Genomic DNA, 22,640 nt, shown 5'->3' with positions numbered 1-22,640 from the left:
GAGGCAAGATTCGGCGCCGCGCTGGCCGCAAGCGGACATGTAACTGACGCCAATAAGAAAGGCGCTGCAAGCAGCGCCCCGGCAACGCGAACCTGGCGGTTAACTTACGGCCTGGCCGCATATTTCCCCTGATTGGCCGGCGTCACCAGCTCGAACGGGATCCAGTAATACGGCTCGAGTTTTTCACCGTTGATCATGCGCTGCGCCACATCGACCGAGGCCTTGCCCTGGCCGACCGCGTCCTGGAACACCGTGACCTGCATCTTGCCGGAGGCCAGCGCCTTGAGGCCGTCCGGCGTGGCGTCGATGCCGCCGATCAGCACTTTCTTGTCCGCCTTGCCCGCCTGCTGCAGCGCCATGATCGCGCCGATCGCCATCTCGTCATTGTTGGCAGCGACGATGTCGATCGCTTCGCCGTTGGTCAGCCAGTTCATCATCAGATCCATGCCTTCACTGCGTGAATAGTTGGCGCTCTGTTTCTGCACCACCTTCATTTTCGGGTATTTGGCCACCACCTGCTCCACGTCTTTGGTGCGCTGCAGCGCGCCGGCGTCGGTCAGGTTGCCGATCATTACGGCCACGTTGCCCTGATAGTTGGCCAGCCGCGCCAGCTCTTCCATCTGCAGCGTGCCGGACTCCCGCTCGTCGGAGCCGACGAACACCACGCCCTGCGGCAGTTTGGCGTCGCCCGGCGTGCGGTTCACGTACACCAGCGGCACGCCGGCGGCCTGGACCATTTTGGTCATCACCGGGGTGCTGGCCGAGTTGACCGGATCGACGATAATCGCGTCCACCCCGGCGCTGATAAAGCTCTGCACCTGATCGGTCTGGCGGCCGACGTCGCCGCGCGCGTCTTCGAACTGTACGGTAATGCCGCGCGCTTTGGCCTCCTTGTCGATCGCCTGGCGGATAATGGTGAGGAAGTTCTGGTCGAAATAGGCCATCGATACGCCGATGGTTTGCGCCCATGCCGGCGCGGAAGCGCACAGCGCCGCCGCCAGCCACAGCCCTTTCAGAAAGTTCATGATGTGTCCCCCCGGGTAAAAAAACGCCGCCGGCCCACCTTGGCGCCGGCGGCAATTCACGGCAATCAGTGTTTTTTGCGGTTGCGACGCATGTCGATCGACACGGCGGCGACGATAATCACGCCTTTGATGATGTCCTGAATGTAAGAATCGACGCCGATAAAGGTGAAGCCGCTTTTGATAAGGCCGAGGATCACCGCGCCGATCAGCGTGCCGGTAATGCGCCCGACACCGCCCATCAAGCTGCTGCCGCCGATCACCGCCGCGGCGATGGCGTCCAGCTCGTACGACATCCCCATGCTCGACTGGCCGCTGCTGACGCGCGCCGCCAGCACCACGCCCGCCAACCCCGCCAGGCCGCCGGCGATGGTGTAAACCGTCACCAGGTACTTATTGACGTTGATGCCGGAGACCCGCGCCGAGGTCATGTTGCCGCCGATGGCGTAGATGTATTTGCCGTAGCGGGTGTGTTTGAGCGCGATATGGAAGATCACCGCAATCACCAGGAAGATGATCACCGGCATCGCGCCCTGGCCGATTGACGTGAAGCCGTCCGACAGGAAGCTGACTGGGTTCCCCTTGGTGTAGTACTGCGCCAGGCCGCGCGCCGATACCATCATCCCCAGCGTGGCGATGAACGGCGGAATGCCGGTGCGGGTGATCAGGAAGCCGTTGATAAAGCCACAGACGATGCCCACCCCAATCCCGGCGCCGATCGGGATCGCCGCCGGCAGATCGAGCAGCCCCGGGTACATCGGCGAGATGCTGTCCGAGGTCTGCGCCAGGCTGGCCGCCACCACCGCGGTCAGCGCAATCAGCGAGCCGGAGGAGAGATCGATGCCGGTGGTGATGATCACCTGGGTGACGCCCACCGCGATGATGCCGATGATCGCCACCTGCAGCACGATCAGCAGCAGGCGGTTCGGGTTCAGCAGGAACGACTGATCGCGCATGTACCAGCCGAGGATTTCGAAGATCAGCGCGATGCCGATCATCACGATGAAGATACCGGTGTCTTTCGGCATTTTGCCGCTCAGCCCGGAGAACAGCCCTCCCTTGCCCGTTGAATCGGCGGAGAGCGGCTTCTCAATCTTTACGTTACTCATGATGTTCACCCTTCGTTATTCTGAGGCCAGCGCCAGGATCTTCTCCTGGTCCGCGTCGTCTTTGTCCAAAATGCCGGTGATGCGGCCGCCGTGCATCACCATCACCCGGTCGCTCATGCCGAGGATCTCCGGCAGCTCGGAGGAGACCAGAATGATGGCGACGCCGCGGTTGGCCAGCTCGCTGATCAGGCGGTAGATTTCCGCTTTCGCCCCCACGTCGATGCCGCGCGTCGGTTCGTCGAGGATCAGGATTTTCGGCTGCGCCAACAGCCAACGCGCGATCAGCACCTTCTGCTGGTTGCCGCCGCTGAGGTTATTGATGATCTGATCCATGGTCGGCGTTTTGATGTTGAGCTTTTTGATCTGATCCATGCAGTCTTTGGCCATCTGCACATGGCTGACGAAACCGTTCTTGCCGATGTATTCCGACAGGTTGACGATGCTCATGTTCTCGACCACCGACAGCACCAGAAACAGGCCGGATTTCTTGCGGTCTTCGGTGAGAAACGCCAGCCCGCTCTCGATCGCCTTCGCCGGGGAATCCACCTTCACCGCCTGGCCTTCGATAAAGATCTCGCCGCCGTCCGCCGGGTGCATGCCGAACAGGCTTTCCATCACTTCGCTGCGCCCGGCGCCCACCAGCCCGGCGACGCCGAGGATCTCGCCGCGTTTGACGCTGAACGAGACGTCATGAAACCAGCCGCTGCGGCGCAGCCCCGCCACCCGCAGCACTTCCTCGCCGATATTGTTGTTGAATTTGGGGAACATCTGCGTCAGTTCGCGCCCCACCATCATGGTGATCAGCGACTGTTTGGTCAGGTTTTCGGTTTTGTCGCAGGCGATGAAGGTGCCGTCACGGAAAATGCTCACTTCGTCGGTGATGGCGAAGATCTCGTCCATCTTGTGGCTGATATAGATGATGCCTTTGCCCTGCTCGCGCAGTTCACGGATGATGGCGAACAGGTGCACCACTTCGCCTTCGGTCAGCGCCGAGGTCGGTTCATCCATGATCAGCACGTCTGCGTTGTAGGACACCGCCTTGGCGATCTCCACCATCTGCTGATTGGCGATGCTCAACTCGCCCACCAGCGTATCCGGCTGCAGTTTGATGTTCAGCCGCGCCAGCAGCTCGCGGGTCTGTTCGTTCAGCTGCTCGTGGTTGACGAACCCCAGCCGCGCCGGCTCGCGCCCCAACCAGATGTTTTCCGCGACCGTCATGTCAGGCACCAGGTTCAGCTCCTGGTGGATCATGGAAATGCCCGAATGCAGCGCCTGCAGCGTATCGCTGAAGGTGACCGGCCGGCCTTTGATTTTGATCGAGCCTTCGTCCGGGTGGTAGATGCCGATCAGGCATTTCATCAGCGTCGATTTGCCCGCGCCGTTTTCCCCCATCAGCGCGTGCACGCTGCCGGGTTTGATTTTAATCGAGACCTTATCCAGCGCTTTGACGCCGGGGAACTGCTTACTGATGCCTTCGGCCTCAAGAACATAAGGGTACATACCGCTTACCTCCGCACTGACCCACGTTTTCCGCCGCGATCGCCCCACACCGGCGCCCGCGGCGGGCTTCAAGGCTTATTTCTTGTTTTTATCGGCGAATTGCTGGTAATTGGCCTGGGTGATCAGCTGGTAAGGGATCAGCACGTTGCTCTCCACTTTCTCGCCTTTCACCAGCTGAACGGCGGTTTGCACCGCGCCCTCGCCCTGGCCTTTGGCGTCCTGGAACACGCTCAACGCCAGATCGCCCTTCTTGATGAACTCCAGCGCGTCCGGCGTGCCGTCAACGCCGGCCACCAGCACGCCGGATTTCTTGGCTTGCTTCAGCGCCAAAATAGCGCCGATGGCCATTTCGTCGTTGTTGGAGGCGATGGCGTCAATCTGCTGGCCGGACAAAATCCAGTCGGTGGTGACGTCCACGGCCTCTTTACGGAAGAACTTAGCGGTTTGTTTGTCGACTATTTTGATACCGGGGTAGTTGGCCGCCACCTCTTCCACGCCGCGAGTGCGGTCGCGCGTGGCTTCGCTCGACAGCTCGCCCATCAGGATCATCACGTTGCCCTTGCCGTTCATCAGCTTGGCCAGCTCTTCCATCTGGAGCTTGCCGGCCAGCTTGGAATCGGAGCCGACGTAGGCCATGCCGGCCGGCAGCGCCACTTCCGGCTTGCGGTTGACGAACACCAGCGGGATCTTGGCCTTCTCGGCCAGCTTGATCATCGGCTTGACGCCCTGGGTATCCACTGGGTTGAGGATGATGGCGTCGACGCCCTGGCTGACGAAGTTTTCGATTTGTTGAATTTGCTGCGCGATGTCGCCCTTGGCGTCTTCGAACTGGCCGCTGACGTTGCCGTCGGCCTTCATTTTGCTTTGCATCGACTGGCGCAGAATGGTGAGGAAGTTGTCATCGAAGTAAGCCATGGAAACGCCGATCTTGATGTCTTTCGCCAACACGCTGGCCGGCAGCATACACATCAGTACCGAGGCGGCGATCAGTTTCTTCAGCTTCATGTTCGTTACCCTTTAATCGTTAGAATGAAGAGGTCTGTTGGTTGACAGCTAATGAAAAATATTTTTTACATTCAAACAACAATACGGTCGGTGTTATCCCTTTGATACGGCGAAATTACCGCGTTATCGCCGTATTAAGGCCGTGAAAAAAATGGTGATCGATATCTCAAAACAGATTAAAAACAATCAATTGAAATAAACCCCTGGCACAGCAAACGGCGTCTTTATCGCGTTTTTAAATGTTTATTTCATAATTTAGATTATTGAAACTTTTTAACCCAAACAAGCGAAACATGCATTTTGGAATGGCTTATTAACAAAAACATGACACGGATCTAACAAATGAAATGAAAGCCACCGGCGAGCGTTCCCCTTTCGTGCGCCGGCAAAAACTGCGAGCGGCTACGCAGTTTGCGGTTTCCGCGTTTCCCGACCATTCTTACTCGGCAATAATGGACATATCCCTATCTCAGGAGGACCTGACATGCAGCTCAGCAGTAAGGTGCGGATGAACCGCCTGTTCAACAACGGCAAGTGCCTGGATGTGGCGATCGATCACGGCATCGCCAACGAACCGGATTTTTTAATCGGCCTGGAAGATATCGAACGGGTGATGGGCAACCTGATCGCCGCGCGCCCCGACGCCATTCAGGTCAACTACGGCCAGGCGGAGCTGCTGCAGCGCGCGCCGCAGCGCGAAAAGCCGGCGCTGGTGATGCGCACCGACGTCGGCAACGCCTATAACGCCGCGCGCCACCGTGAGATGTGGGCGGTGTTGCACAACCCGGAAGCGCCGATCCTCGCCGCGCTGCAAATGGACGCCGCCGCGGTGGTGGTCAATCTGTATATGATCCCGGATGAACCCGGCATTTTCCGCCAATGCGTGGAGAACATCGGCCGCCTGCGCCACGCCTGCGATCGCTACGCCATGCCGCTGATGATCGAACCGCTGGTAATGGCGCCAGCCGGCCAGGGCGCCGCCTACGGATCGCTGGGTGACGTGGAGAAGATCGTGCCGCTGGTGCGGCTGGCGCGCGAGCTGGGTGCCGACATCATCAAGGCCGATCCGACCGATCGGGTGGAGGATTTTCACCGCGTGGTGGAAGCGGCGCGCTGCCCGACGCTGGTGCGTGGCGGCGGCAAGGGGGAGCTGGGGCCGGTGCTGGAAAAATCCGCCGCGCTGATGGCCCAGGGCGCTTCCGGCATGGTCTATGGCCGCAACGTTTACCAACACAGCAATCCGTCGCAGGTGGTGCGCGCCCTGATGGCGATCATCCATCAAGGTGCCAGCGGCCAACAGGCGCTGGAGCTCTACCACCAGCAATGACCCGCTTTTGTAACTAAAATAACCCCTCCGCACCCCGGCAGCATGCTATAACCTGCTGCCGGTAACTGCAGCTTGCCTCATTCCTCGCTAGAATATGCCGTGAAATCGCCATTCGGAGAACCGCCATGCCAAAACAACGGGTGCCGCTCAAGCTGAGCACCTCCATCACGCTGATGGTGTCCGCCATCATCGCTTCGGTGCTGCTGGTGGTATTCGCGCTGTTTTTCGTGCAGATGAGCCGCGAAGGGCAAGATCAGCTGCAGCAAAAAGCCATCGCCGTCGCCAACACGCTGGCGCTCTCCAACACCGTGATCGACGGCTTGCAGCGGCGCGATCAAAGCGGCGCCATTCAGCACTTCGCCGAGCAGGTGCGCCATCAAAACGAGCTACTGTTCGTGGTGGTGGTGGATATGCAGGGCATCCGCTATTCGCACCCTAAACCCTGGCTGATCGGCAAGCATTTTATCGGCGACGATCTGGCGCCCGCGTTGCAAGGCAACGTCAACAGCGCCATCAACCGCGGCACGCTGGCCCCGGCGCTGCGGGTGTTCGTGCCGGTGTATGACGATCAGAAAAAACAAATCGGCGTGGTGGCGCTCGGCATCGCGCTGGACACCGTGCAGCGGGTGGTGGCGGAGAGCCGCTGGATCATCTATTGGACCATCGCCTTCGCCGCGTTGGTCGGCAGCCTGGGCACCTTCTTCCTGGTCTCCGCGCTCAAACGCATCATGCTGGGTTTCGAGCCTTACGAAATCTCCAACCTGTTCGAACAGCGCAACGCCATGCTGCAGTCGATTAAAGAAGGCGTGATCGCGGTCGATAATGAATCCCGCATCACCATCGTCAATGACGAAGCCAAGCGCCTGCTGCGCCAGAGCGGGCCGGTGGAAAACCTGCTGCTGGAAGCCGCCAGCAAGCATTGGCCGGCGCAGCTGCATCTGGCGGAGGTGCTGGCCAGCGGCGAACCGCTGCGCGATCGGCAGATCAGCTTCAACGGCAGCGAACTGCTGACCAATACCGTGCCGGTGATCGTCAACGGCCAGGTGACCGGCGCCATCGCCACCTTCCGCGACAAAACCGAGGTCAGCCGCTTGCTGCAGCGCCTGAGCGGCATGGCACACTACGCCGACGCCCTGCGGGTGCAGTCGCACGAATTTATGAACAAGCTGCATGTGATACTCGGCATGCTGCACATGAAGGCCTATCAGCAGTTGGAAAACTACATCATCAACACCGCCAGCAACTACCAGGAAGAGATCGGCGCGTTGCTGCGCAAGATCCATTCGCCGGAAGTGGCGGGCTTCTTCATCGGCAAGATCAGCCGCGCCCATGAGGCCGGCATCGAACTGACCATCGAGGAAACCAGCCTGCTGCCAGAAACCGACGATGCGGAGACCACCCATGTGCTGATCAGCGTGCTCGGCAACCTGATCGAAAACGCCATCGACGCCATCGACGGCGTTGAGGGACACGAGATCGGCCTGAGCTTCCATCACCACGACGATCAATTACACTGTATCGTCAGCGACGACGGCCCCGGCATCGATCCGGCGATCGCCGCGCGCATCTTCGAACACGGATTTTCCACCAAGGGAACGGGACGCGGCATCGGCCTAGCGCTGATCCGCAGCCATCTGGAGAAACTGGGCGGCAGCATCGATTTCGAATTCGAACCGGGCGAGCTGACCCAATTTTTCGTGCACCTTCCCTATCAGGCCAAGAGCAGAGCCCATGATTAACGTACTGATTGTCGACGACGACCCGATGGTGGCGGAGCTGAACAAATACTACCTGAGCCAGGTCGGCGGTTTTCACTGCCAAGCGACGGTCGCCACTCTGAGCCAGGCGCGCGCCCTGCTGGCCGATGCCAGCGTCAGCATCGATCTGGTGTTGTTGGATATCTACATGCAGCAGGAGAACGGGCTGGATCTGCTGCCCGGCCTGCGCGAACTCGGCGAGAAGACCGATGTGATCATCATCTCCTCCGCCAGCGACGTGAACACGGTGCAAAAAGCGCTGCACTACGGCGTGGTGGATTACCTGATCAAGCCGTTCCAGTTCAGCCGCTTCAAGGAGGCGCTGAGCCACTACCGGCAACAGTCGCAGCTTTTGGCGCAGCGCGAGTTTTCGCAGGCCGACGTCGACAGCCTGCTACGCCGCCAGCCCGGCGGCCAGGAGAGCAAGAAGCTGCCGAAAGGGCTAACCAGCATCACCCTGAGCACGGTGTGCGAGTGGATCGAACAGCAGCACGACAGCGAATTTTCCACCGACAACCTGGCCAACGCCATCGGCATTTCGCGGGTGTCCTGCCGCAAGTACCTCATCTATCTGGCGGAGAGCGGCATTCTCGGCACCCGTATTCTGTACGGCGCCACTGGCCGACCGGTCTATCTGTATCAGTTGAAACCTGATGCGATCGCCATGCTGAAAGAGCATTGCCGCCCGGCCTAAACGACGCCGGGCGCAGCAAGCGCCCGGACGTTAAAGGCTAGAAGTTGTGCATGTAACACTTCGCCTCGGGGTGAGGATCTTTCGAATGTCTGCGCAGGCAACGCTGCTTTTTCTCCTGCTGTTCCAGGTTCCGCTGCTGCCGCTCGGCGGCCTCTGCTGCCTCGCGCTGCTGTTCCCGTGCAATCGCCTGCTCGTTGACCAGCGTCAGGTTATCGACATTCCACACCTTGTGACGCAATGCATCACGCTTTTTCTGGTATTCCTCGGTGATCTTACTGTCCTTCGGCGCCGCCGCATGGTATTCCAGATCCACCCGCGCCTGCGCGAAGCTGGCGCAACACAAGGCCACGCCGGTCAACACTATCATTTTCATCGATAAACTCCTGACAAGTCCCTGTTCTCATCTTTAGCAATTCAGCGGCCGACCATTCAGCCAGGCCCGGCAATATGCGCCGACAAACGGCCGATGCGGCCCCATCAGGGACGTCCGGCGCAGACGCAGCGACAGGCAGCGAACAATATCGGCTCCCTGTTCGCAGGCCGATCGGGCGCTCTGGTGCCCCTGCGCAGAACGTCTCGCCGTTTTCTGTGTTTGCAACCACATTTCCAACGCTTCCCGCTCCGCACGCAGCCGCGCCAGCTGCATGCGCTCCGCCTGAATCTGTTCAGCCAACCAAATATGCTGCAACAAGCCATCCAGCCGCGCCGGGCATCCCGCCGCAGAGGGACTTTCCGTCGAGGCGCCGGGCGAGGAATGGCGATCGATGAACGCCTGACTGCAAAATGAGGCCAGCAGCGCCAGCGCCGCAGTGATTAACGAGGGTATTTTCAATACACAAGCTCCATGAATAAGCCGACTGGGGCGCGCCACGAAAAATGACGCAGAGAACCGTTCAACAGCCATTGAGTGAAGACATATGAGGCTCTGCGGGATCGGGCGCATGTTGCCCTCCCGTCGCCGGCGTTTTCGCGTTTTCGCCATCGCATTCCGCCAGACGCGCCAAGGTTTCAGCCTCGTTCTCCGTGGGTGGTGTCGGCACCGCCATCTCTTGTCGCAGGCCATGCGCCAGCTCTTTCAATTTCTTCTGAAACAGCACGGGAGAAACTCCCTCGCATTGCCGATCGTAACGGGCCGCATTTGCTTGCAGACTCAACAACGACATTATCAACATGGCGACAATACGCTTTGCCATTGAAAACTCCTGTAATGATGTCTAGGTATGTCGATATAAATTCAACAAGCAGAGATTCATCGTTTAAAGATAAATAACGCATCGGAAAAACAGAGTAGCGAATTAATAATAAACCGCTCCATAATATCTCTGAGATAACGTCTGGCGCCACGCTGAATAAAGAGTGGCGATTAGCGCCCCCCTATTTTCGACCAGTCCAGCGTACCGCCGATACCGACCCGGCCTTCATTCAGCACGGAAGCGGCGGATTCACCGGCGATAATACGCTGTTTTTGTTCTCGCGTTGCGGGCTGCGGTGCTCCCCAATTCCCCCAGTGAGTGGAGGAGGATGAGGATGAAACAGTGGGGTAAATGGCACTGCATCCGTTTAATACCAGACACAATGCCAGAAGATAATTACGCCATGTCATACTATTCCCCTTAAAATAACGCCATTGGTAGTGACGGTAAATGAAAAATGAGTTTATTTAGTTTAATAACGTTCGCCGCATGCCATCGCCAGCGACAAAAAGAATACGCAAGTGTTAATCACCCGTTATTTTAATTAACCTGAATAAAACAAATATCGCTCAATAAGATAACGCTAATCGCAGAAATGGGCCAGCAGGTTCAGCGCACTTCCGAGTGCGCTGGGATCTTACTCTTCGCCGTCCGGCTGCCAGGTCAACAGATCGCCAGGCTGGCAGTCGAGAATGCGGCAGATCTTGTCCAGCGTTTCCAGCCTGACTCCCTTGACCTTGCCGTTTTTCAACAGAGACAGGTTTTGCTCAGTGATCCCCACCTGCTCCGCCAGCTCCTTTGAACGCATCTTCCTTTTGGCCAACATGACATCAAGACTTACGATTATTGCCACTCTATTCTCACACGAAAGAAAGCTGTTCTTCATTCAGCCGCAACGCTTCCAGAAATACCCGGCTAAATACCAGGATTGCGCAGCCTACGATCAGCGAGCGCACCGACTCGCTATTGACGCCATAATAAAGGATAAACAGCATTTTTTCATCGGCGGTCAATACCATCACCTGCAGCAGACCGGCTAACGACGGGAACAACACATCGACGATCAGCAAGATGCCGATGATCTGCAACAGCACCATATTGTTGCGATGCCACACGTTGCCGCGGAAAAATTGATAAAACAGCCCGGCGCCGCACAGCAGCGCGCTGTAATAGGGCAAATAACCGAGCATGTCGATAAGCAGCGTGGCGAACAGCGCCCAGCGTTGCTGCGGGATCGCGTAGGCAAGCAGCTCCGGGTAATATTCCCGGTAAGAGGCGACGATATCGCGATAGGCTACGCCCTGCAGCCAATCCCGCACAATGATGAACATCTCAACGCCGGTGCTGACGATCAGCATCGCCATAATGAGCAAACACAGACAACGCACGTACAGCGGCAGATGGATCCTTGGCGCAGCGCCCATAATTTTCTATCCCTTAATCAACAGCAATAAATTATCGTAAAACGATAATTTATTGCTGTCAATGATCAAGTGGACTGATGAGTCAGACGGTGGGCGCCAATGCGCGGGCAATAAAAAAGGCCGGGCTAACCCGACCTTGTTTGACTGCTCGCCGCGCTTAGACCAGTTCGATCACGTCGAAGTTGGCTTCGCCGCTCAGATCGGCATCGTAATCAACGCCCTGCAGACCGAAGCCGAACAGGCGCAGGAATTCCGCCTTGTAGCCCTGGTAATCGGTCAGTTCGTTGATGTTATTGTCGTTCAGCTGCTGCCAGATTTCACGGCAGGTTTCCTGCACGGCATCGCGCAGTTCCCAGTCATCCAGGCGCAGACGGTGTTTCTCGTCGGTGTCCGGCGCCGCACCGCTGTACAGCTTGGTCGCGAACAGACGCTGGATCTGCTCGATGCAGCCTTCGTGAATGCCCTGCTCCTTCATGATTTTGAACACGATGGAGATATACAGCGGCATCACCGGAATGGCGGAGGAGGCCTGAGTTACCACCGACTTGAGCACCGCAACGTAAGCCGCGCCGCCTTTGGCCTGCAGCTTCTGGTTGATGGCCTGCGCCGCGCGATCCAGATCTTCTTTCGCCTTGCCCAGCGTACCGTGCCAGTAGATTGGCCAGGTCAGATCGGTACCAATGTAGGAGTAAGCGACAGACTGCGCGTTATCCGCCAGCACGCCCGCTTCGTCCAGCGCGTCCATCCACAGCTGCCAGTCCTGGCCGCCCATCACCTTCACGGTGTCGGCGATTTCTTGCTCGTTGGCCGGCTCGACCACGGCTTCAACCAGCACGTCTTTGTTGGTGTCCAGCGCAACGGATTTGTACGGCTCGCCGATCGGCTTCAGTGCGGAACGCACCACTTCGCCGGTTTCCGGCATTTTACGCACCGGCGAAGCCAGCGAGTAAACCACCAGGTCAACCTGACCCAGGTCTTTTTTGATCAGATCGATCACGGTTTGACGGCACTCGTTGGAGAATGCGTCGCCGTTGATGCTTTTCGCGTACAGGCCTTCTTCTTTAGCTGCCTTGTCGAAACCGGCGGAGTTGTACCAACCGGCGGAACCGGTTTTGCCTTCGCTGCCAGGCTTCTCGAAAAATACGCCGATGGTGGCCGCACCGCTGCCGAAAGCGGCATTGATGCGCGAGGCCAGACCGTAACCGGTGGATGCACCAATGACCAGCACCTTTTTAGGCCCGTTTTTCAGTTCGCCGCGCGACTTAACGTAGGCGATTTGCTCACGGACGTTGGCTTCACAGCCTGCCGGGTGAGCGGTGGTGCAGATAAAACCACGAATTTTAGGTTTGATAATCATAGTAATTTTTTCTTGGTAGCTAAAAACCGAAGGACAATATACCTGATTTTCTCGATATACTTAAGAAAGTGCGAAAACAAGCGCAGTGAACAGACCAGTTTAGTCGAGGGATCAGGGTTGCCCAACTCCGCATCGTGATGCCTCCACGCGCCACGCTTCGCACCCTCAGCGCGTTCAAGCCTTCCCTCTTAAATCAGCAAAAGTTGATCATGCTTCTGGCGTTGCGTTATGGTGTGGCTGTTTTTCGGTCGAATATCAGGGAAGATAAAATCACCAGGAACAGTGATGGAACCAACTTTATATTATATTCTTTCTACTCTCGCTGCCGCGGCCTGTCTGGCCGTGAAATACGGCTTCAGGCCGCCTCTGGGTTCCAAGGGTTATGTCGTTCTGGTTACGATATGTTTTTTAATACTTTGCTGGCAATTTACCCTTTTTGCCAACGGCAACGCGATGTTTATTGCTGACTCTGAAACATGGACCAAAGAAAATTGGCCTCTACGCTACTGTGCGTTGGGGTTTGCTCTTGCACATGCCTTCGCCACTTTCGAATCCTCCAGAAGAAAGAAAAAAGACAAACTTTCCTGAAGTCGTCACCACCAAATGAAACGCCATTTGGTGGTGACAAGGTAGATCCATTACGCCTTGTTCTTTTCCAGCTGCTCAATCAGCGTATAACGCAGCGATGAGGCATCGGCCGGCACGTTCTCCACCGGGGTAACAAGCACTTTCAGCCGATACTGATAACCCGGTTCGAAGGTGAAACCCTCGATGCCGGTATAGAACAACTCCCACGGCTGCTGCGCGGAGCGACGCACCTGCATGCACTTCATCGGGCCGACGCCCACGCAGTCCACCAGCGCGCTGTTCACCAGCAACACTTCCGTTTGGCCGCCTTTCTCATTTGCGGGCTGATTCATCGAGGTTCCCTCCTGGCTGCAGCCGGCCAATGCGGCCAACGCAACAAATAACAACGCTTTGATTTTCAATGTACTGCACCAATAGTCATGTAGGTCAGACGATCCTAACAAATTGACTGGATGAATTGAACCTTGCTCCGTATCACAGGGGCGACATTATTCGCTCGCGCTTATTCTCCAAACTCATGCGTTACAGGACAGAGGTCATGACGGTACGCTGTCGTTTTTATCATCGGTATCAATGAGAAAACCGGCATCACGAATCGCCGCCCTCACCTGCCTGGCGTCCATCACCGCCGTTTTCACATAGCCAAAGAATGCCACCCGCGCGCCGGGCAAACGGACTGGCGTCGCCAGTTGGGCCCTGAACTCACGATTGCGCTGCGCCATCTGCTCGGCACGCGCCCGCCAAAACGCGGCGGGCTCGGTTGGGGTTTCAGTCGCGGTTTCGAACAACGACGCCAATTCGCTTAGCGCCTCCCACTCCGCCAACAGGGCGGCAACCACTTCGGGGTTGGCCATCTGCCCCCAGTCAGAGGGTAAAGCCCCCTCACGCCACGCCTCGAGATAGCCAGGCAACGCCCTCTTCAACCGACTCAGCCGATCGTTCAACGCAGGTTTCCTTTTACAACGCCTAATATCTTGATATTCCCCATAACGCCACCCTCGTTTAACCGGTGATGGGTGCAATGACCGGAGCTTACCAGCGCCATAGATGACGTAATGACTTTTAGTGCGGCTAAATTAGCGATATGTGCGGGTGGGGATGGAGATCGGGTTGGTGGCTGTGATTCGAAAGAGGAGCGGGGATTGTTGCTGGCGTCTCAAGTAGAATTTTATTCTAAATCAATCACAAACAAAAACTGAATACGATACCTATATGTACAAAAGAATGAACACATCTCTATAAAAATACAAAAAACCCCGGATTCTCCGGGGTGAATGATTAAATCAATAGTAAATTAATAGGAGGGAAGGTTATTTTATGGATTCTTTTATCCCATACATGTTCCGATCGCTATCCATCGAAATCCCACCGGGGAACTGCTGAACAGCGTTGGGCCCAGACGTTGCCACATAGTCAGTATTTGAGGGTCTCCCCTCGAAGTACCTCTGGCTAGAGTCATTAGGAAATACAACAGCATTAATCATATTATGGCCTGCGTTATTCCCCCATTTGAGTTGTGCTATTTTATTGTTATGGAGTTGAAGATTCAGGTTATTAACACCAGAATAAGACTCATCATCACCTATTTGAACACCATAAGTTCTGTTGGCATAAAATGTTCCTTGTACGATAGAATCATTAGAACGCAGCAGCAAACCTACACCTTTATTTGCCTCACTTTCAATCCCATAAGCAAGAATATTTGCCCCTGACTCAGTCCTCATGCCATTACCGTTAGCATACAGATGGGTATTAGTAAGCATTAGACCTCCGCCGCTATAAAAGCCCTCCTTATGCAGAACATCAATCCCCCACCCTCCATTGTTAGCAGCAATCATCCCAGAAACGATCGAATCATGCGGTCCTCGCATCGTCCATCCATTACCTTTATTGCTAATTAATTTTACTCGAGTAAAGTAAGACTCCATTGCATCATTTTCATCTGGATGAACAGAACCGCTTGGAATAAATTGAGTAACTAATGCATCTCCAGAGAACCGCTCGATTGATACATCTTCAAGCCAGAACCATAAACCATATATTTCAACACCATTAACGCTGGCTTTTTTTCCATCACCACCATCAATAGTAATGTCTTTTATTTTTATGTATTTAACACCAGGGAGGCTTTTTCTATCACCATCTAATGGCGATGCAATTTTCAATGCATTTTTTTCGCTCAGGCTTGATAGTTTTTCATAGTCAGCACTTTGAATAATAGGCCCAGAAGAAGCCGAGGATAATTTCAACTGAGTGCGATAGATTCCAGAACCGATAACTTGGGATGCATTATCAATTACAATGCAAGGTGACGCACTGCAAGTCCACACGCCTGGCGAAAACTCAATTACTTGCCCAACACCAAGCTTTATTGTAGATTTAATCTCACCCGGTTCATTGGCTTTGATAGTAATTTGCTTGCCATTGGCGGCAATTATCTCTTTATTAATAATGTCGCCAACATCTGCCGTAGAAAATGCACATGCATAATTAGCCACCATAAACGGAATAATTGATAAAAAAGACACATACCCCTTTGTCATTGTTAGACATCCTTTTAACTTAAATTTGAGAGCCAATAATTTAATGATAGATAACAAAATGTCAACTTCAAAATACTTCAAGCGTCACATTTATCGAGGTGTTAGCAACACATCACCATTACTAGCATGGCCTGTCTATCCGAAGTTCGCTCGTCCCCAAATACACCATTACGAGAATTATTTCCTGGTGATGTGATGCTAAGGTTCCTGTGCATCCGTGGTTACAGTTGACCGTCCCCATTGTCGTACTAGTCCTAATGCGGGTTCCTGATAACCATTGACCCTATCCCAAAATCAGTGCAGTGCTAAATCAGAGAGGAGCTCAAAAGTAGGTATTGGCGTCCGCGATGTTCTTAGCAATTTTGCGCCCCCCTCAGCGCGATCTGCATCGTCAGATACTCCCACTGCTACTACTTTCGCCTCACGACTAAACTTAAACGCGGCATCAGTCGACTGAGCTGCGCTATCTGCAGACTAGCTACTCTTTGCTTCGTCTGTTGCTTGTTGCGTACAGCGGGCTCCCAGCATAATGTTTTTGCCAACGACGCCATCCACGGGCAATCCTTCAGATGACATAGATGGCCCCCCGAAATAATTCAGATTATGAAATGGTTGTTATAATTGGGACGCGGATAAAAAAGCCCCGAATTACCCAGGGCTTACATTGATTTTTTTATTTATTGCACTGCAAATTTAACCTCTGCCTTTCTTATGGTTTTTTTTCTTAATTTCTCTGATTGCCTTTCAACGGCTAGATACATTAAGATGCCAAATCCTATCACGAAAGCAAAAGCCATAAACAACTTAACCGGGGTTAAGTCGGTTCTGTCTAGCGCCCAGAAAATATAGTTATACAAATAAATAGAAAACGAGCACTTCCCTACAAATGCTACACTGCGCACAACGTGCGGCACACGCTTTCCTGAGAACCGATTAATAAGTGATACCATTAACAATGCAAAAACCGATGAAATCAACATTTCATACAGTTTAATCTTGTTATTAAAGCCATGCCCTTTGTAGAAAAGAAGCAATACAAATAACGCGATCAATGTCCATTGAGCTTTCAATTTTCTTATAAATGAACCTATTCTGTTTTGATATATGGCGCAAAGCCACCCCAAAACGAAAAGTGAAAGGTAAGATGGAATGCCCCATGTTAACAATTGATTCTCACTGTAAACATTAATCAAAATACTAACAGCAAACACACTGACCAACAAAAAAACCCTTCCCAAAACAGTGGTAAATAAAACAACCAGAGCAGGGAGAATTAAATAAAACTGCATCTCAACAGCGAGCGACCAATAAACCCCACTAATTGAGAAAAATGTCTTTTCTGAAAAATTGTGAATAAATAAAGCATGGGATATTACATCAAAGACCCCTGTAGGTTTTGTTGCAATGCCAAAACCTCGAATTAGAACAAACCAAACCGCGATTGATATGTAAAATGGAATAGCTATCCGCAAGTATCTTTTTAAAAAATAGATGCCATACTTCTTTGCTGAAAAGCCACTTGAAAATGCTTTTCCACTTGACCCAGCCATACAATAGCCTGAAATTACAAAAAACATTCCAACGCCGATCCACCCGTTACCAAAAAGCCCCATCACATCGAAGCCGAATGGTAGCGGTCGGCCTAAAGAACCGGACCATAGGAAAAGGTGAAAGGCGGTAACGAGCATAACCGCTACACCTCTAAAAAAGTCAATAATATCATTGCGCTGAGACATGTCATTTCCTTTAGTTATTGACGCAATGATAAGCCACCTACCAGCAGATTACCAACCTATCGGAACATAGGAGTAACTCAATCCATCCCAACGGGCTAACGGAAAAGTTTATCGCCGCGCGGAAAGCATCAGGTTTGGAATTTCAGGCAAGCCCGCCGACGTTCCACGAGATCCGAAACCTGTCCGGCCGCCTGTACGAAAAGCAGAACGACAAGGCATTTGCCCAAAAGCTGCTGGGGCATACAACGGAAATGAAGACGCTGAAATAGCTTAAAACGAGGGGGAAGGAGTACGTGATGCTGTAAAAAACCGAATATCAAAATTCGAGTAAATTTCGAGTAATTCCGATTTTTTCAAAAAAAGACTTATAAATCAATCACACAAAAAAAGACCGAATACGATTCCTATATTCGGTCTAGGGAAATGGCTCTTGGGAGAGAGCCGTGCGCTAAAAGTTGGCATTTAATGCAGGGCTTGTTCAGCCGTGCACTTTAAGAGTAGCCTACCGCGCCAGTTTTGCCAGCCGCCCGGCGGCCGCGTGATAGTTTCGTGACGAAATAACTATGCGGCAAATGCGCATCAATCCGCGCACGTTGGGCAAGGCGTTGACAAACAAGCGGTTAGTCAGCGCACAGCTTCTCGGCGCGTTCAATGAACGGCGCCAGACTCATTTTTTTCCCCGGTTCGGCAGGGTCGTCCAGCAGGAGCACCTCCAGCGGCTGCGCACGCTGATGGCCCTTCTTCACCTGCTGCTCCGCTGCATCGTTGAGCGGGTATTGCATCAAGGTGCTGTTGTTGAGCACGAACAGCGCGCCGCCGCTGCGGCATTGCAGCGTCACTTCTTCCTTGGTGAACGCCCACTGTTTGCCGTACTCCAGTTTAGTGATGTTCACCAGTTTGTCTGCCGCCAGCGCGCCGGTCGCGGTTGCCAGCAGCGTAATGCCGAGTAATACCGATTTCATGTGTTGGCCTTAAGGTTGCTATTCGCGTCGATTTTCCCGCAGCTTGCCGGCCTGCGGCAAGCTGAAATGTCATACCGGCGCATAGGTTGCAAATAAACTGACCAGCAGCAGCACCGCCATCCCCAGCCCGACTTCGAGCCAGCAGGCCAGCACCACGCCGCGCTGCGCCAGCGCCGGCACGCGGCTCATTGCCGGCACGATAGCGTAGCGATTGGCCAGCGCCACCATCACCATCAGCGCCACCAGTGCGGTTTTAATCAGCAGCAGGCGCTGATAAGGCGAGCTGAGGTTAAGCGGCCAACCACCGAGAATGATCAGGCTGTTGACGATGCCGGTGACGATCACCGCCGCCACCGCCAGGTGCCCCCAGCGCGAGAAACGGATCAGCGTGGTGATGGCGTCGCTGCGCCACTGCGGCGGCTGCAGGTAGCGCAGGCAAACCAGCAGCGGCACCAGGCTGCCGAACCAGTAACCGGCGGCCAGCAGGTGTATCGCATGGTTGGCGCGGTGCAGCGCGCCCAACGTGCCTTCGTGCATCGCCGCGTGGCCGATAAACGCCAGGCTCACCAGCAGCAGCGCCGAACACAGCGCCAACGCCTGCGCGCGCGGCCGCTCCGGCAGCAGCAGGCTCAGGATCGCCAGCAGCGACAGGCCCAGATGCCAGCGCCACACTTCGCCGAAGGTGGTGCCGAGCACCGCCCACCAAATCTCCAGCCGCCAAGCGTCTTGCCAACCGTCGCCCATCTGCCCGGCCTGAATAGCCAGCAGCGCCACGGCGGAAAGCCCGGCAGCCCAGGTGCCGGCAAGCAGCAGCGGGCGCACATCGCGGGAGAGGATCGGGGAGAGGCGCTGCGGTGACAATAAGGCGGTGAACAGACTGATGCCGAACATCAGCATCACCGCCGCAAAGTGCACCAAGCGACACAGAACGAACAGGGTCGCCAGAGTCACGATCAGTTTACGGTGAAGCTGTACTGGCCTTTGGTTTTATGCCCGTCGACCGACACCACATGCCAGCTGACGTTGTATTTGCCCGCGCTCAGCTCGCCGTCGATCGGCACGTTGACCTGGGTGTTATTGTTCGGATCGAGCTGCAGCTTGCCGGTTTTCACCACGGCGTTGTCCGGGCCGGTGATTTTCACGCCGCTGAAGTTCGGCTCGATGCCTTCGGAGAAGCTGAGAGTCAGCGCCTTCGGCGCCGGGCTGACGCTGGCGTCGGCCTTCGGCGTTTCCACTTTCAGGTGAGCGTGCGCCAAGGCTTGCTGTGAAGAAAGGCCAACGAACAGGACGAAAACGGTGGAAAGCAAGCGACAGGAGGAACGAATTTTACCGATCACAGTGGTATCCCTTAACAGTAAAAGAGGGTCATAAGGGTTAAGGCCACAGCCAAGGCGATGTATCAGCGGCCCCAACCCACCGCAAGTGATTGCGCCACGGGTAAACAGAAAAACGGGTTATATCGGCTAACCCGCTGTTTTGACTCTACCATCCCTGTAGCGTATCGCGGTAAATCATAACGACCACGCCTCAGCAAGTCGAGCGCATCACTGGCATTTTGCGATCCGGCAGCACGTATCGCCGCATAACCGCGATAAACGCAGGGTAAAAAAAACCGCGCGTCAGGCTCGCCCGCGCGCGGTTTTTCGATGTTCTGGTGCAGATTAAGCCTGGCCGTTGCCGCCCTGGCCCATCGCGCCCATTTTCTTCAGATCTTTGTCGATGAAGAACAAGCCTTTGCCGCTGGTGCCCACCAGCGCCAGCTTATCCAGCACGGATTTGAACAGTTTCTCTTCTTCATGCTGCTCCGCCACGTACCACTGCAGGAAGTTGAAGGTGGAGTAATCGTGTGCGGTCATGGCGGCGTGCGCCAGTTCGTTGATCTGCCGGGTGATCAGCTGTTCGTGTTCGTAGGTCTGCTGGAACACGTCCGCCAGCGATTCGAACGCCACCGGCGGCGCGGCGATGCTGCCCAGCAGCGGCAGAGAGCCGGTGTCGCTCAGGTAGTCGAACAGGCGTTGCATATGCTGCATCTCTTCCTGAGAGTGCTCTTTAAGAAATGCGGCGGCGCCTTCAAAGCCTTTATCGCTGCACCATGCGCTCATCTGCAGGTACAGGTTGGCGGAGTAGAACTCCAGATTCAGTTGCTCATTCAGCTTTTGAGTCATTTCTTGCGTCAGCATAATGATTCCTTTTATTTTGCAGGTCATGAATTTAATTTCCGCGCATTATGCCCTGCTGCCGTAAAAATAAAAACACCTTATTTACACTCAAATCACATTAATTATAAAAACCATAAATATCAATAAATTAAAATACCCACCAATACATCGAGAATTAACATGATAATTATTTTCATCTTTTATTTTAATCATAAGGCGAATCATTCTTATTTAAAAGAATAAATAGATTGCATTACTGCTGGATAAATATCGCCCGCGACGGCGGCGCAACGGGCTTGCCAAGCGCCGCCGGGTGGATTACCTTCTGCGCAGATTCAATGCGGCAAAGTAAGTAAGGAGCATAGCGTGGGTTACAATCTGGCCGAGTTGTCCAAAGAAGAGATGGACAGGGTGAACGTGGATCTCGCCGCCTCAGGCGTGGCGTACAAAGAGCGCTACAACATGCCGGTGATCCCGGAAGTGGTAGAGCGCGAGCAGCCGGAGCTGCTGCGCGACTATTTTCGCGAGCGCGTGGCGCACTACCGCGCGGAATCCCACCGATTTTCGCGCCTGCCGTACGAGCCGAAGGTCAAATAACAAAACCCGCCATTACGGCGGGTTTTTGCGTCACTTGCCGGCGAACCGGTCGGTGGCGATCATCAGCTGGTGCAAAATACCCGGCTCATCATACGAATGCCCCGCCCCTTCCACGATATGCAGCTCCGCCTCCGGCCAGGCCTTGGCCAGATCCCAGGCGTTCTGCACCTGGCAGGCCATGTCATAGCGGCCGTGGACAATCACCGCCGGAATATGGCGGATCAGCGGCACGTTACGCAGCAGCTGGTCGTCGCTCTCCAGGAAGCCCAGATGCGTGAAGTAGTGGTTTTCAATACGGGCGAACGCCAGCGCGAAATCATCCTCGCCAAACGAAGCAGATTCACGGCTCGGCAACAGCGTGACCGTCTCCCCTTCCCACACGCTCCACAGCTTGGCCGCTTCAAGCTGCACCTGCGGATCGGCCGAGGTCAGCCGCTGCCGGTAGGCGGCGATCACGTCTTGACGCTCGTCATCCGATAGGATGGACAGCACGCGCTCCCATTTGTCCGGGAAGAAGCGCGAAGCGCCGTCCTGGTAATACCAATGCAGCTCCTGCTTGCGCAGGGTGAAGATGCCGCGCAGCACCATTTCACTGACATGCTCCGGGTGGGTCTGCGCATAGGCGAGCGCCAGCGTAGACCCCCAGGAGCCGCCGAACACCAGCCACTGCTCGACGCCGGCCATTTCGCGCAACCGCTCGATATCGGCCACCAAGTGCCAGGTGGTATTGTTGTCCAGGCTGGCGTGCGGGCGGGAACGGCCGCAACCGCGCTGATCGAACAGCAGCACCTTGTAGCGTTCGGGATCGAACAGTTGACGATGATGCGGGGAGATACCGCCACCCGGTCCACCGTGAATGAAGACCGCCGGTTTACCGTTCGGGTTACCGCTCAGCTCCCAGTAGATCCGGTGGCCATCCCCAGTGTCCAGCCAACCGCTGTCGTATGCCGCTAACGGCGGGTACAAACCTCGTAATTGTTCCATGGCGCTTTCCGTCTCTCTGTGAGTCATGCTTTCATCAAAGCGGAAGCCGCCCGGCAGGTCAACGGTAAAACCCGAAAACTCGAACGCGCGCCGAGAACTCGGCGCGCGTTTGCTCAAAATCACATCGACCTGGCTGCAAAACGCCCACAGGCCCGATCAGTTAAGGTGCGCGATCGCACTGATCTCCACCAATTGCTCGGGCGAAGCCAGCCCGGTGACGCCGATCAGCGAACCGGCGGGCCGGTGATCGCCGACATAGCGCTTGAACAACGCAACGCACGGTTCAAAGTGCGCCAGTACATCGGTCAGGTAGATCTCCACATACGCCAGGTTCGAACGTTCGGCACCGAATCCCGCCAATACCCGATCCAGATTGTCCAACGTCTGTTGGGTTTGCCGTTCGATATCGCCCGCACCGACAAACTCCCCCTGCATATCATGGGAAAACTGCCCAGAGATGTAGAGGGTATCCTTGACGCGATAGCCTTGGGACACGCCATTCTCCTCTTCCCAAATGACCCCGTGGTGGTAGTGCGTAATGCCATTTTTCATGCTGTTTCTCCAACCGTTTATCGTTTCCATGACGACTATAATCGTTTGATTGGCGAATGGATGTCGTCACTGAAACGACGTTGACAATGCATTTAATATATTGAATATGTTAAATTTATTGTCTTTTCACC

General features: G+C 55.0%; 26 protein-coding genes and 1 pseudogene. 6 read left to right on the top strand and 21 right to left on the bottom strand.

Annotation, left to right across the window (positions count from 1 at the left end; genetic code table 11):
* Window positions 1-104 precede the first annotated feature (104 nt).
* The 4 genes from ACMGGW_RS08175 to ACMGGW_RS08160 form a co-directional block, all read right to left on the bottom strand.
* Complete coding sequence (locus ACMGGW_RS08175; RefSeq protein ID WP_025302468.1) at window positions 105-1,025, bottom strand: sugar ABC transporter substrate-binding protein; 921 nt, start codon at window positions 1,023-1,025, stop codon at window positions 105-107.
* A gap of 65 nt (window positions 1,026-1,090) precedes the next feature.
* Window positions 1,091-2,131: an ABC transporter permease gene (locus ACMGGW_RS08170; RefSeq protein ID WP_049204184.1), complete on the bottom strand. Its 1,041-nt coding sequence runs from the start codon at window positions 2,129-2,131 to the stop codon at window positions 1,091-1,093.
* A 15-nt stretch (window positions 2,132-2,146) separates the two neighbouring features.
* Complete coding sequence (locus ACMGGW_RS08165) at window positions 2,147-3,631, bottom strand: sugar ABC transporter ATP-binding protein (RefSeq protein WP_025302466.1); 1,485 nt, start codon at window positions 3,629-3,631, stop codon at window positions 2,147-2,149.
* 75 nt (window positions 3,632-3,706) lie between these two features.
* Window positions 3,707-4,636, bottom strand: coding sequence for a sugar ABC transporter substrate-binding protein (locus ACMGGW_RS08160; RefSeq protein WP_025302465.1), 930 nt, complete (start codon window positions 4,634-4,636; stop codon window positions 3,707-3,709).
* 484 nt (window positions 4,637-5,120) lie between these two features.
* On the opposite strand from ACMGGW_RS08160, the gene ACMGGW_RS08155 reads away from it, so the two are divergent.
* From ACMGGW_RS08155 to dcuR, 3 genes are all read left to right on the top strand, one after another.
* Complete coding sequence (locus ACMGGW_RS08155; protein ID WP_049209431.1) at window positions 5,121-5,963, top strand: class I fructose-bisphosphate aldolase; 843 nt, start codon at window positions 5,121-5,123, stop codon at window positions 5,961-5,963.
* A 125-nt stretch (window positions 5,964-6,088) separates the two neighbouring features.
* Entirely contained in the window at window positions 6,089-7,702 is a 1,614-nt protein-coding gene (locus ACMGGW_RS08150; RefSeq protein ID WP_197832172.1) for a DcuS/MalK family sensor histidine kinase, read from the top strand.
* Window positions 7,695-8,414, top strand: a complete 720-nt coding sequence (dcuR, locus tag ACMGGW_RS08145; protein WP_004940959.1) for a two-component system response regulator DcuR — start codon at window positions 7,695-7,697, stop codon at window positions 8,412-8,414. The genes ACMGGW_RS08150 and dcuR overlap by 8 nt, the downstream gene beginning before the upstream one ends.
* A 37-nt stretch (window positions 8,415-8,451) precedes the next feature.
* Here dcuR and ACMGGW_RS08140 read toward each other — a convergent pair whose 3' ends face one another.
* The 7 genes from ACMGGW_RS08140 to fabV form a co-directional block, all read right to left on the bottom strand.
* Entirely contained in the window at window positions 8,452-8,787 is a 336-nt protein-coding gene (locus ACMGGW_RS08140; RefSeq protein ID WP_025302462.1) for a hypothetical protein, read from the bottom strand.
* A gap of 33 nt (window positions 8,788-8,820) precedes the next feature.
* Window positions 8,821-9,246 carry a hypothetical protein gene (locus ACMGGW_RS08135; RefSeq protein ID WP_151428428.1) on the bottom strand — a complete coding sequence of 142 codons (426 nt, stop codon included), beginning with the start codon at window positions 9,244-9,246 and terminating at the stop codon, window positions 8,821-8,823.
* A 61-nt stretch (window positions 9,247-9,307) separates the two neighbouring features.
* A complete protein-coding gene (locus ACMGGW_RS08130) occupies window positions 9,308-9,607 on the bottom strand; it encodes a hypothetical protein (RefSeq protein ID WP_049204177.1) in 300 nt (99 codons plus the stop codon).
* A gap of 170 nt (window positions 9,608-9,777) precedes the next feature.
* Entirely contained in the window at window positions 9,778-10,017 is a 240-nt protein-coding gene (locus ACMGGW_RS08125; protein WP_197770032.1) for a hypothetical protein, read from the bottom strand.
* 227 nt (window positions 10,018-10,244) lie between these two features.
* Window positions 10,245-10,460 (bottom strand): helix-turn-helix domain-containing protein, encoded by a 216-nt coding sequence (locus tag ACMGGW_RS08120; protein WP_049295399.1) that lies wholly within the window; start codon window positions 10,458-10,460, stop codon window positions 10,245-10,247.
* A gap of 7 nt (window positions 10,461-10,467) precedes the next feature.
* On the bottom strand, window positions 10,468-11,031 hold the full coding sequence (locus ACMGGW_RS08115; RefSeq protein WP_025302458.1) for a DUF2975 domain-containing protein: 564 nt from the start codon (window positions 11,029-11,031) through the stop codon (window positions 10,468-10,470).
* Window positions 11,032-11,188: 157 nt separating this feature from the next.
* Window positions 11,189-12,388 carry an enoyl-ACP reductase FabV gene (gene fabV, locus ACMGGW_RS08110; RefSeq protein WP_025302456.1) on the bottom strand — a complete coding sequence of 400 codons (1,200 nt, stop codon included), beginning with the start codon at window positions 12,386-12,388 and terminating at the stop codon, window positions 11,189-11,191.
* Between the two features lie 285 nt (window positions 12,389-12,673).
* On the opposite strand from fabV, the gene ACMGGW_RS08105 reads away from it, so the two are divergent.
* Entirely contained in the window at window positions 12,674-12,976 is a 303-nt protein-coding gene (locus ACMGGW_RS08105; RefSeq protein ID WP_016928136.1) for a hypothetical protein, read from the top strand.
* Window positions 12,977-13,026: 50 nt separating this feature from the next.
* Here the strand turns inward: ACMGGW_RS08105 and ACMGGW_RS08100 are convergent, their stop codons facing one another.
* The 4 genes from ACMGGW_RS08100 to ACMGGW_RS08085 all read right to left on the bottom strand — a co-directional run bounded on the left by ACMGGW_RS08100 (window position 13,027) and on the right by ACMGGW_RS08085 (window position 17,255).
* The gene (locus tag ACMGGW_RS08100) at window positions 13,027-13,377 is read right to left on the bottom strand and encodes a DUF4377 domain-containing protein (RefSeq protein ID WP_025302454.1); all 351 of its coding nucleotides are present in this window, start codon (window positions 13,375-13,377) and stop codon (window positions 13,027-13,029) included.
* Between the two features lie 135 nt (window positions 13,378-13,512).
* A complete protein-coding gene (locus tag ACMGGW_RS08095; protein WP_197832173.1) occupies window positions 13,513-13,920 on the bottom strand; it encodes a hypothetical protein in 408 nt (135 codons plus the stop codon).
* 366 nt (window positions 13,921-14,286) lie between these two features.
* Entirely contained in the window at window positions 14,287-15,519 is a 1,233-nt protein-coding gene (locus ACMGGW_RS08090; protein ID WP_197832174.1) for a hypothetical protein, read from the bottom strand.
* Between the two features lie 677 nt (window positions 15,520-16,196).
* Window positions 16,197-17,255: an acyltransferase family protein gene (locus ACMGGW_RS08085; RefSeq protein ID WP_197832175.1), complete on the bottom strand. Its 1,059-nt coding sequence runs from the start codon at window positions 17,253-17,255 to the stop codon at window positions 16,197-16,199.
* A gap of 77 nt (window positions 17,256-17,332) precedes the next feature.
* Between ACMGGW_RS08085 and ACMGGW_RS08080 the strand changes: the two are divergent.
* Window positions 17,333-17,524, top strand: a pseudogene (locus ACMGGW_RS08080) (tyrosine-type recombinase/integrase); the annotation flags it as partial.
* 351 nt (window positions 17,525-17,875) lie between these two features.
* Here the strand turns inward: ACMGGW_RS08080 and ACMGGW_RS08075 are convergent.
* From ACMGGW_RS08075 to ftnA, 4 genes are all read right to left on the bottom strand, one after another.
* The gene (locus tag ACMGGW_RS08075) at window positions 17,876-18,217 is read right to left on the bottom strand and encodes a YebY family protein (protein WP_025302452.1); all 342 of its coding nucleotides are present in this window, start codon (window positions 18,215-18,217) and stop codon (window positions 17,876-17,878) included.
* 69 nt (window positions 18,218-18,286) lie between these two features.
* Window positions 18,287-19,168, bottom strand: coding sequence for a copper homeostasis membrane protein CopD (copD, locus tag ACMGGW_RS08070; RefSeq protein ID WP_025302451.1), 882 nt, complete (start codon window positions 19,166-19,168; stop codon window positions 18,287-18,289).
* 2 nt (window positions 19,169-19,170) lie between these two features.
* Entirely contained in the window at window positions 19,171-19,554 is a 384-nt protein-coding gene (gene yobA / locus ACMGGW_RS08065; RefSeq protein WP_025302450.1) for a CopC domain-containing protein YobA, read from the bottom strand.
* A 324-nt stretch (window positions 19,555-19,878) separates the two neighbouring features.
* The gene (gene ftnA / locus ACMGGW_RS08060; RefSeq protein WP_025302449.1) at window positions 19,879-20,397 is read right to left on the bottom strand and encodes a non-heme ferritin; all 519 of its coding nucleotides are present in this window, start codon (window positions 20,395-20,397) and stop codon (window positions 19,879-19,881) included.
* 345 nt (window positions 20,398-20,742) lie between these two features.
* Between ftnA and ACMGGW_RS08055 the strand changes: the two genes are divergently transcribed.
* Complete coding sequence (locus ACMGGW_RS08055) at window positions 20,743-20,973, top strand: DNA polymerase III subunit theta (RefSeq protein WP_025302448.1); 231 nt, start codon at window positions 20,743-20,745, stop codon at window positions 20,971-20,973.
* A gap of 30 nt (window positions 20,974-21,003) precedes the next feature.
* Here the strand turns inward: ACMGGW_RS08055 and pip are convergent, their stop codons facing one another.
* Window positions 21,004-21,957, bottom strand: coding sequence for a prolyl aminopeptidase (gene pip / locus ACMGGW_RS08050; RefSeq protein ID WP_025302447.1), 954 nt, complete (start codon window positions 21,955-21,957; stop codon window positions 21,004-21,006).
* Window positions 21,958-22,113: 156 nt separating this feature from the next.
* On the bottom strand, window positions 22,114-22,509 hold the full coding sequence (locus tag ACMGGW_RS08045; protein ID WP_049203470.1) for a RidA family protein: 396 nt from the start codon (window positions 22,507-22,509) through the stop codon (window positions 22,114-22,116).
* Between the last annotated feature and the right edge of the window lie 131 nt (window positions 22,510-22,640).

It is taken from the genome of Serratia sp. BNK-4 (assembly GCF_048685115.1).
Taxonomy (GTDB): Bacteria; Pseudomonadota; Gammaproteobacteria; order Enterobacterales; family Enterobacteriaceae; genus Serratia; species Serratia bockelmannii.
Note: the sequence above shows the minus strand (reverse complement) of the source record. Positions and strands in the feature narration are given on the sequence as shown.

Coding starts and splice junctions, on each gene's coding strand:
- ACMGGW_RS08175 (WP_025302468.1), bottom strand. CDS start 1,025: ATGAACTTTCTGAAAGGGCTGTGGCTGGCGGCGGCGCTGTGCGCTTCC.
- ACMGGW_RS08170 (WP_049204184.1), bottom strand. CDS start 2,131: ATGAGTAACGTAAAGATTGAGAAGCCGCTCTCCGCCGATTCAACGGGC.
- ACMGGW_RS08165 (WP_025302466.1), bottom strand. CDS start 3,631: ATGTACCCTTATGTTCTTGAGGCCGAAGGCATCAGTAAGCAGTTCCCC.
- ACMGGW_RS08160 (WP_025302465.1), bottom strand. CDS start 4,636: ATGAAGCTGAAGAAACTGATCGCCGCCTCGGTACTGATGTGTATGCTG.
- ACMGGW_RS08155 (WP_049209431.1), top strand. CDS start 5,121: ATGCAGCTCAGCAGTAAGGTGCGGATGAACCGCCTGTTCAACAACGGC.
- ACMGGW_RS08150 (WP_197832172.1), top strand. CDS start 6,089: ATGCCAAAACAACGGGTGCCGCTCAAGCTGAGCACCTCCATCACGCTG.
- dcuR (WP_004940959.1), top strand. CDS start 7,695: ATGATTAACGTACTGATTGTCGACGACGACCCGATGGTGGCGGAGCTG.
- ACMGGW_RS08140 (WP_025302462.1), bottom strand. CDS start 8,787: ATGAAAATGATAGTGTTGACCGGCGTGGCCTTGTGTTGCGCCAGCTTC.
- ACMGGW_RS08130 (WP_049204177.1), bottom strand. CDS start 9,607: ATGGCAAAGCGTATTGTCGCCATGTTGATAATGTCGTTGTTGAGTCTG.
- ACMGGW_RS08125 (WP_197770032.1), bottom strand. CDS start 10,017: ATGACATGGCGTAATTATCTTCTGGCATTGTGTCTGGTATTAAACGGA.
- ACMGGW_RS08115 (WP_025302458.1), bottom strand. CDS start 11,031: ATGGGCGCTGCGCCAAGGATCCATCTGCCGCTGTACGTGCGTTGTCTG.
- fabV (WP_025302456.1), bottom strand. CDS start 12,388: ATGATTATCAAACCTAAAATTCGTGGTTTTATCTGCACCACCGCTCAC.
- ACMGGW_RS08105 (WP_016928136.1), top strand. CDS start 12,674: ATGGAACCAACTTTATATTATATTCTTTCTACTCTCGCTGCCGCGGCC.
- ACMGGW_RS08090 (WP_197832174.1), bottom strand. CDS start 15,519: ATGACAAAGGGGTATGTGTCTTTTTTATCAATTATTCCGTTTATGGTG.
- ACMGGW_RS08085 (WP_197832175.1), bottom strand. CDS start 17,255: ATGTCTCAGCGCAATGATATTATTGACTTTTTTAGAGGTGTAGCGGTT.
- ACMGGW_RS08075 (WP_025302452.1), bottom strand. CDS start 18,217: ATGAAATCGGTATTACTCGGCATTACGCTGCTGGCAACCGCGACCGGC.
- ftnA (WP_025302449.1), bottom strand. CDS start 20,397: ATGCTGACGCAAGAAATGACTCAAAAGCTGAATGAGCAACTGAATCTG.
- pip (WP_025302447.1), bottom strand. CDS start 21,957: ATGGAACAATTACGAGGTTTGTACCCGCCGTTAGCGGCATACGACAGC.
- ACMGGW_RS08045 (WP_049203470.1), bottom strand. CDS start 22,509: ATGAAAAATGGCATTACGCACTACCACCACGGGGTCATTTGGGAAGAG.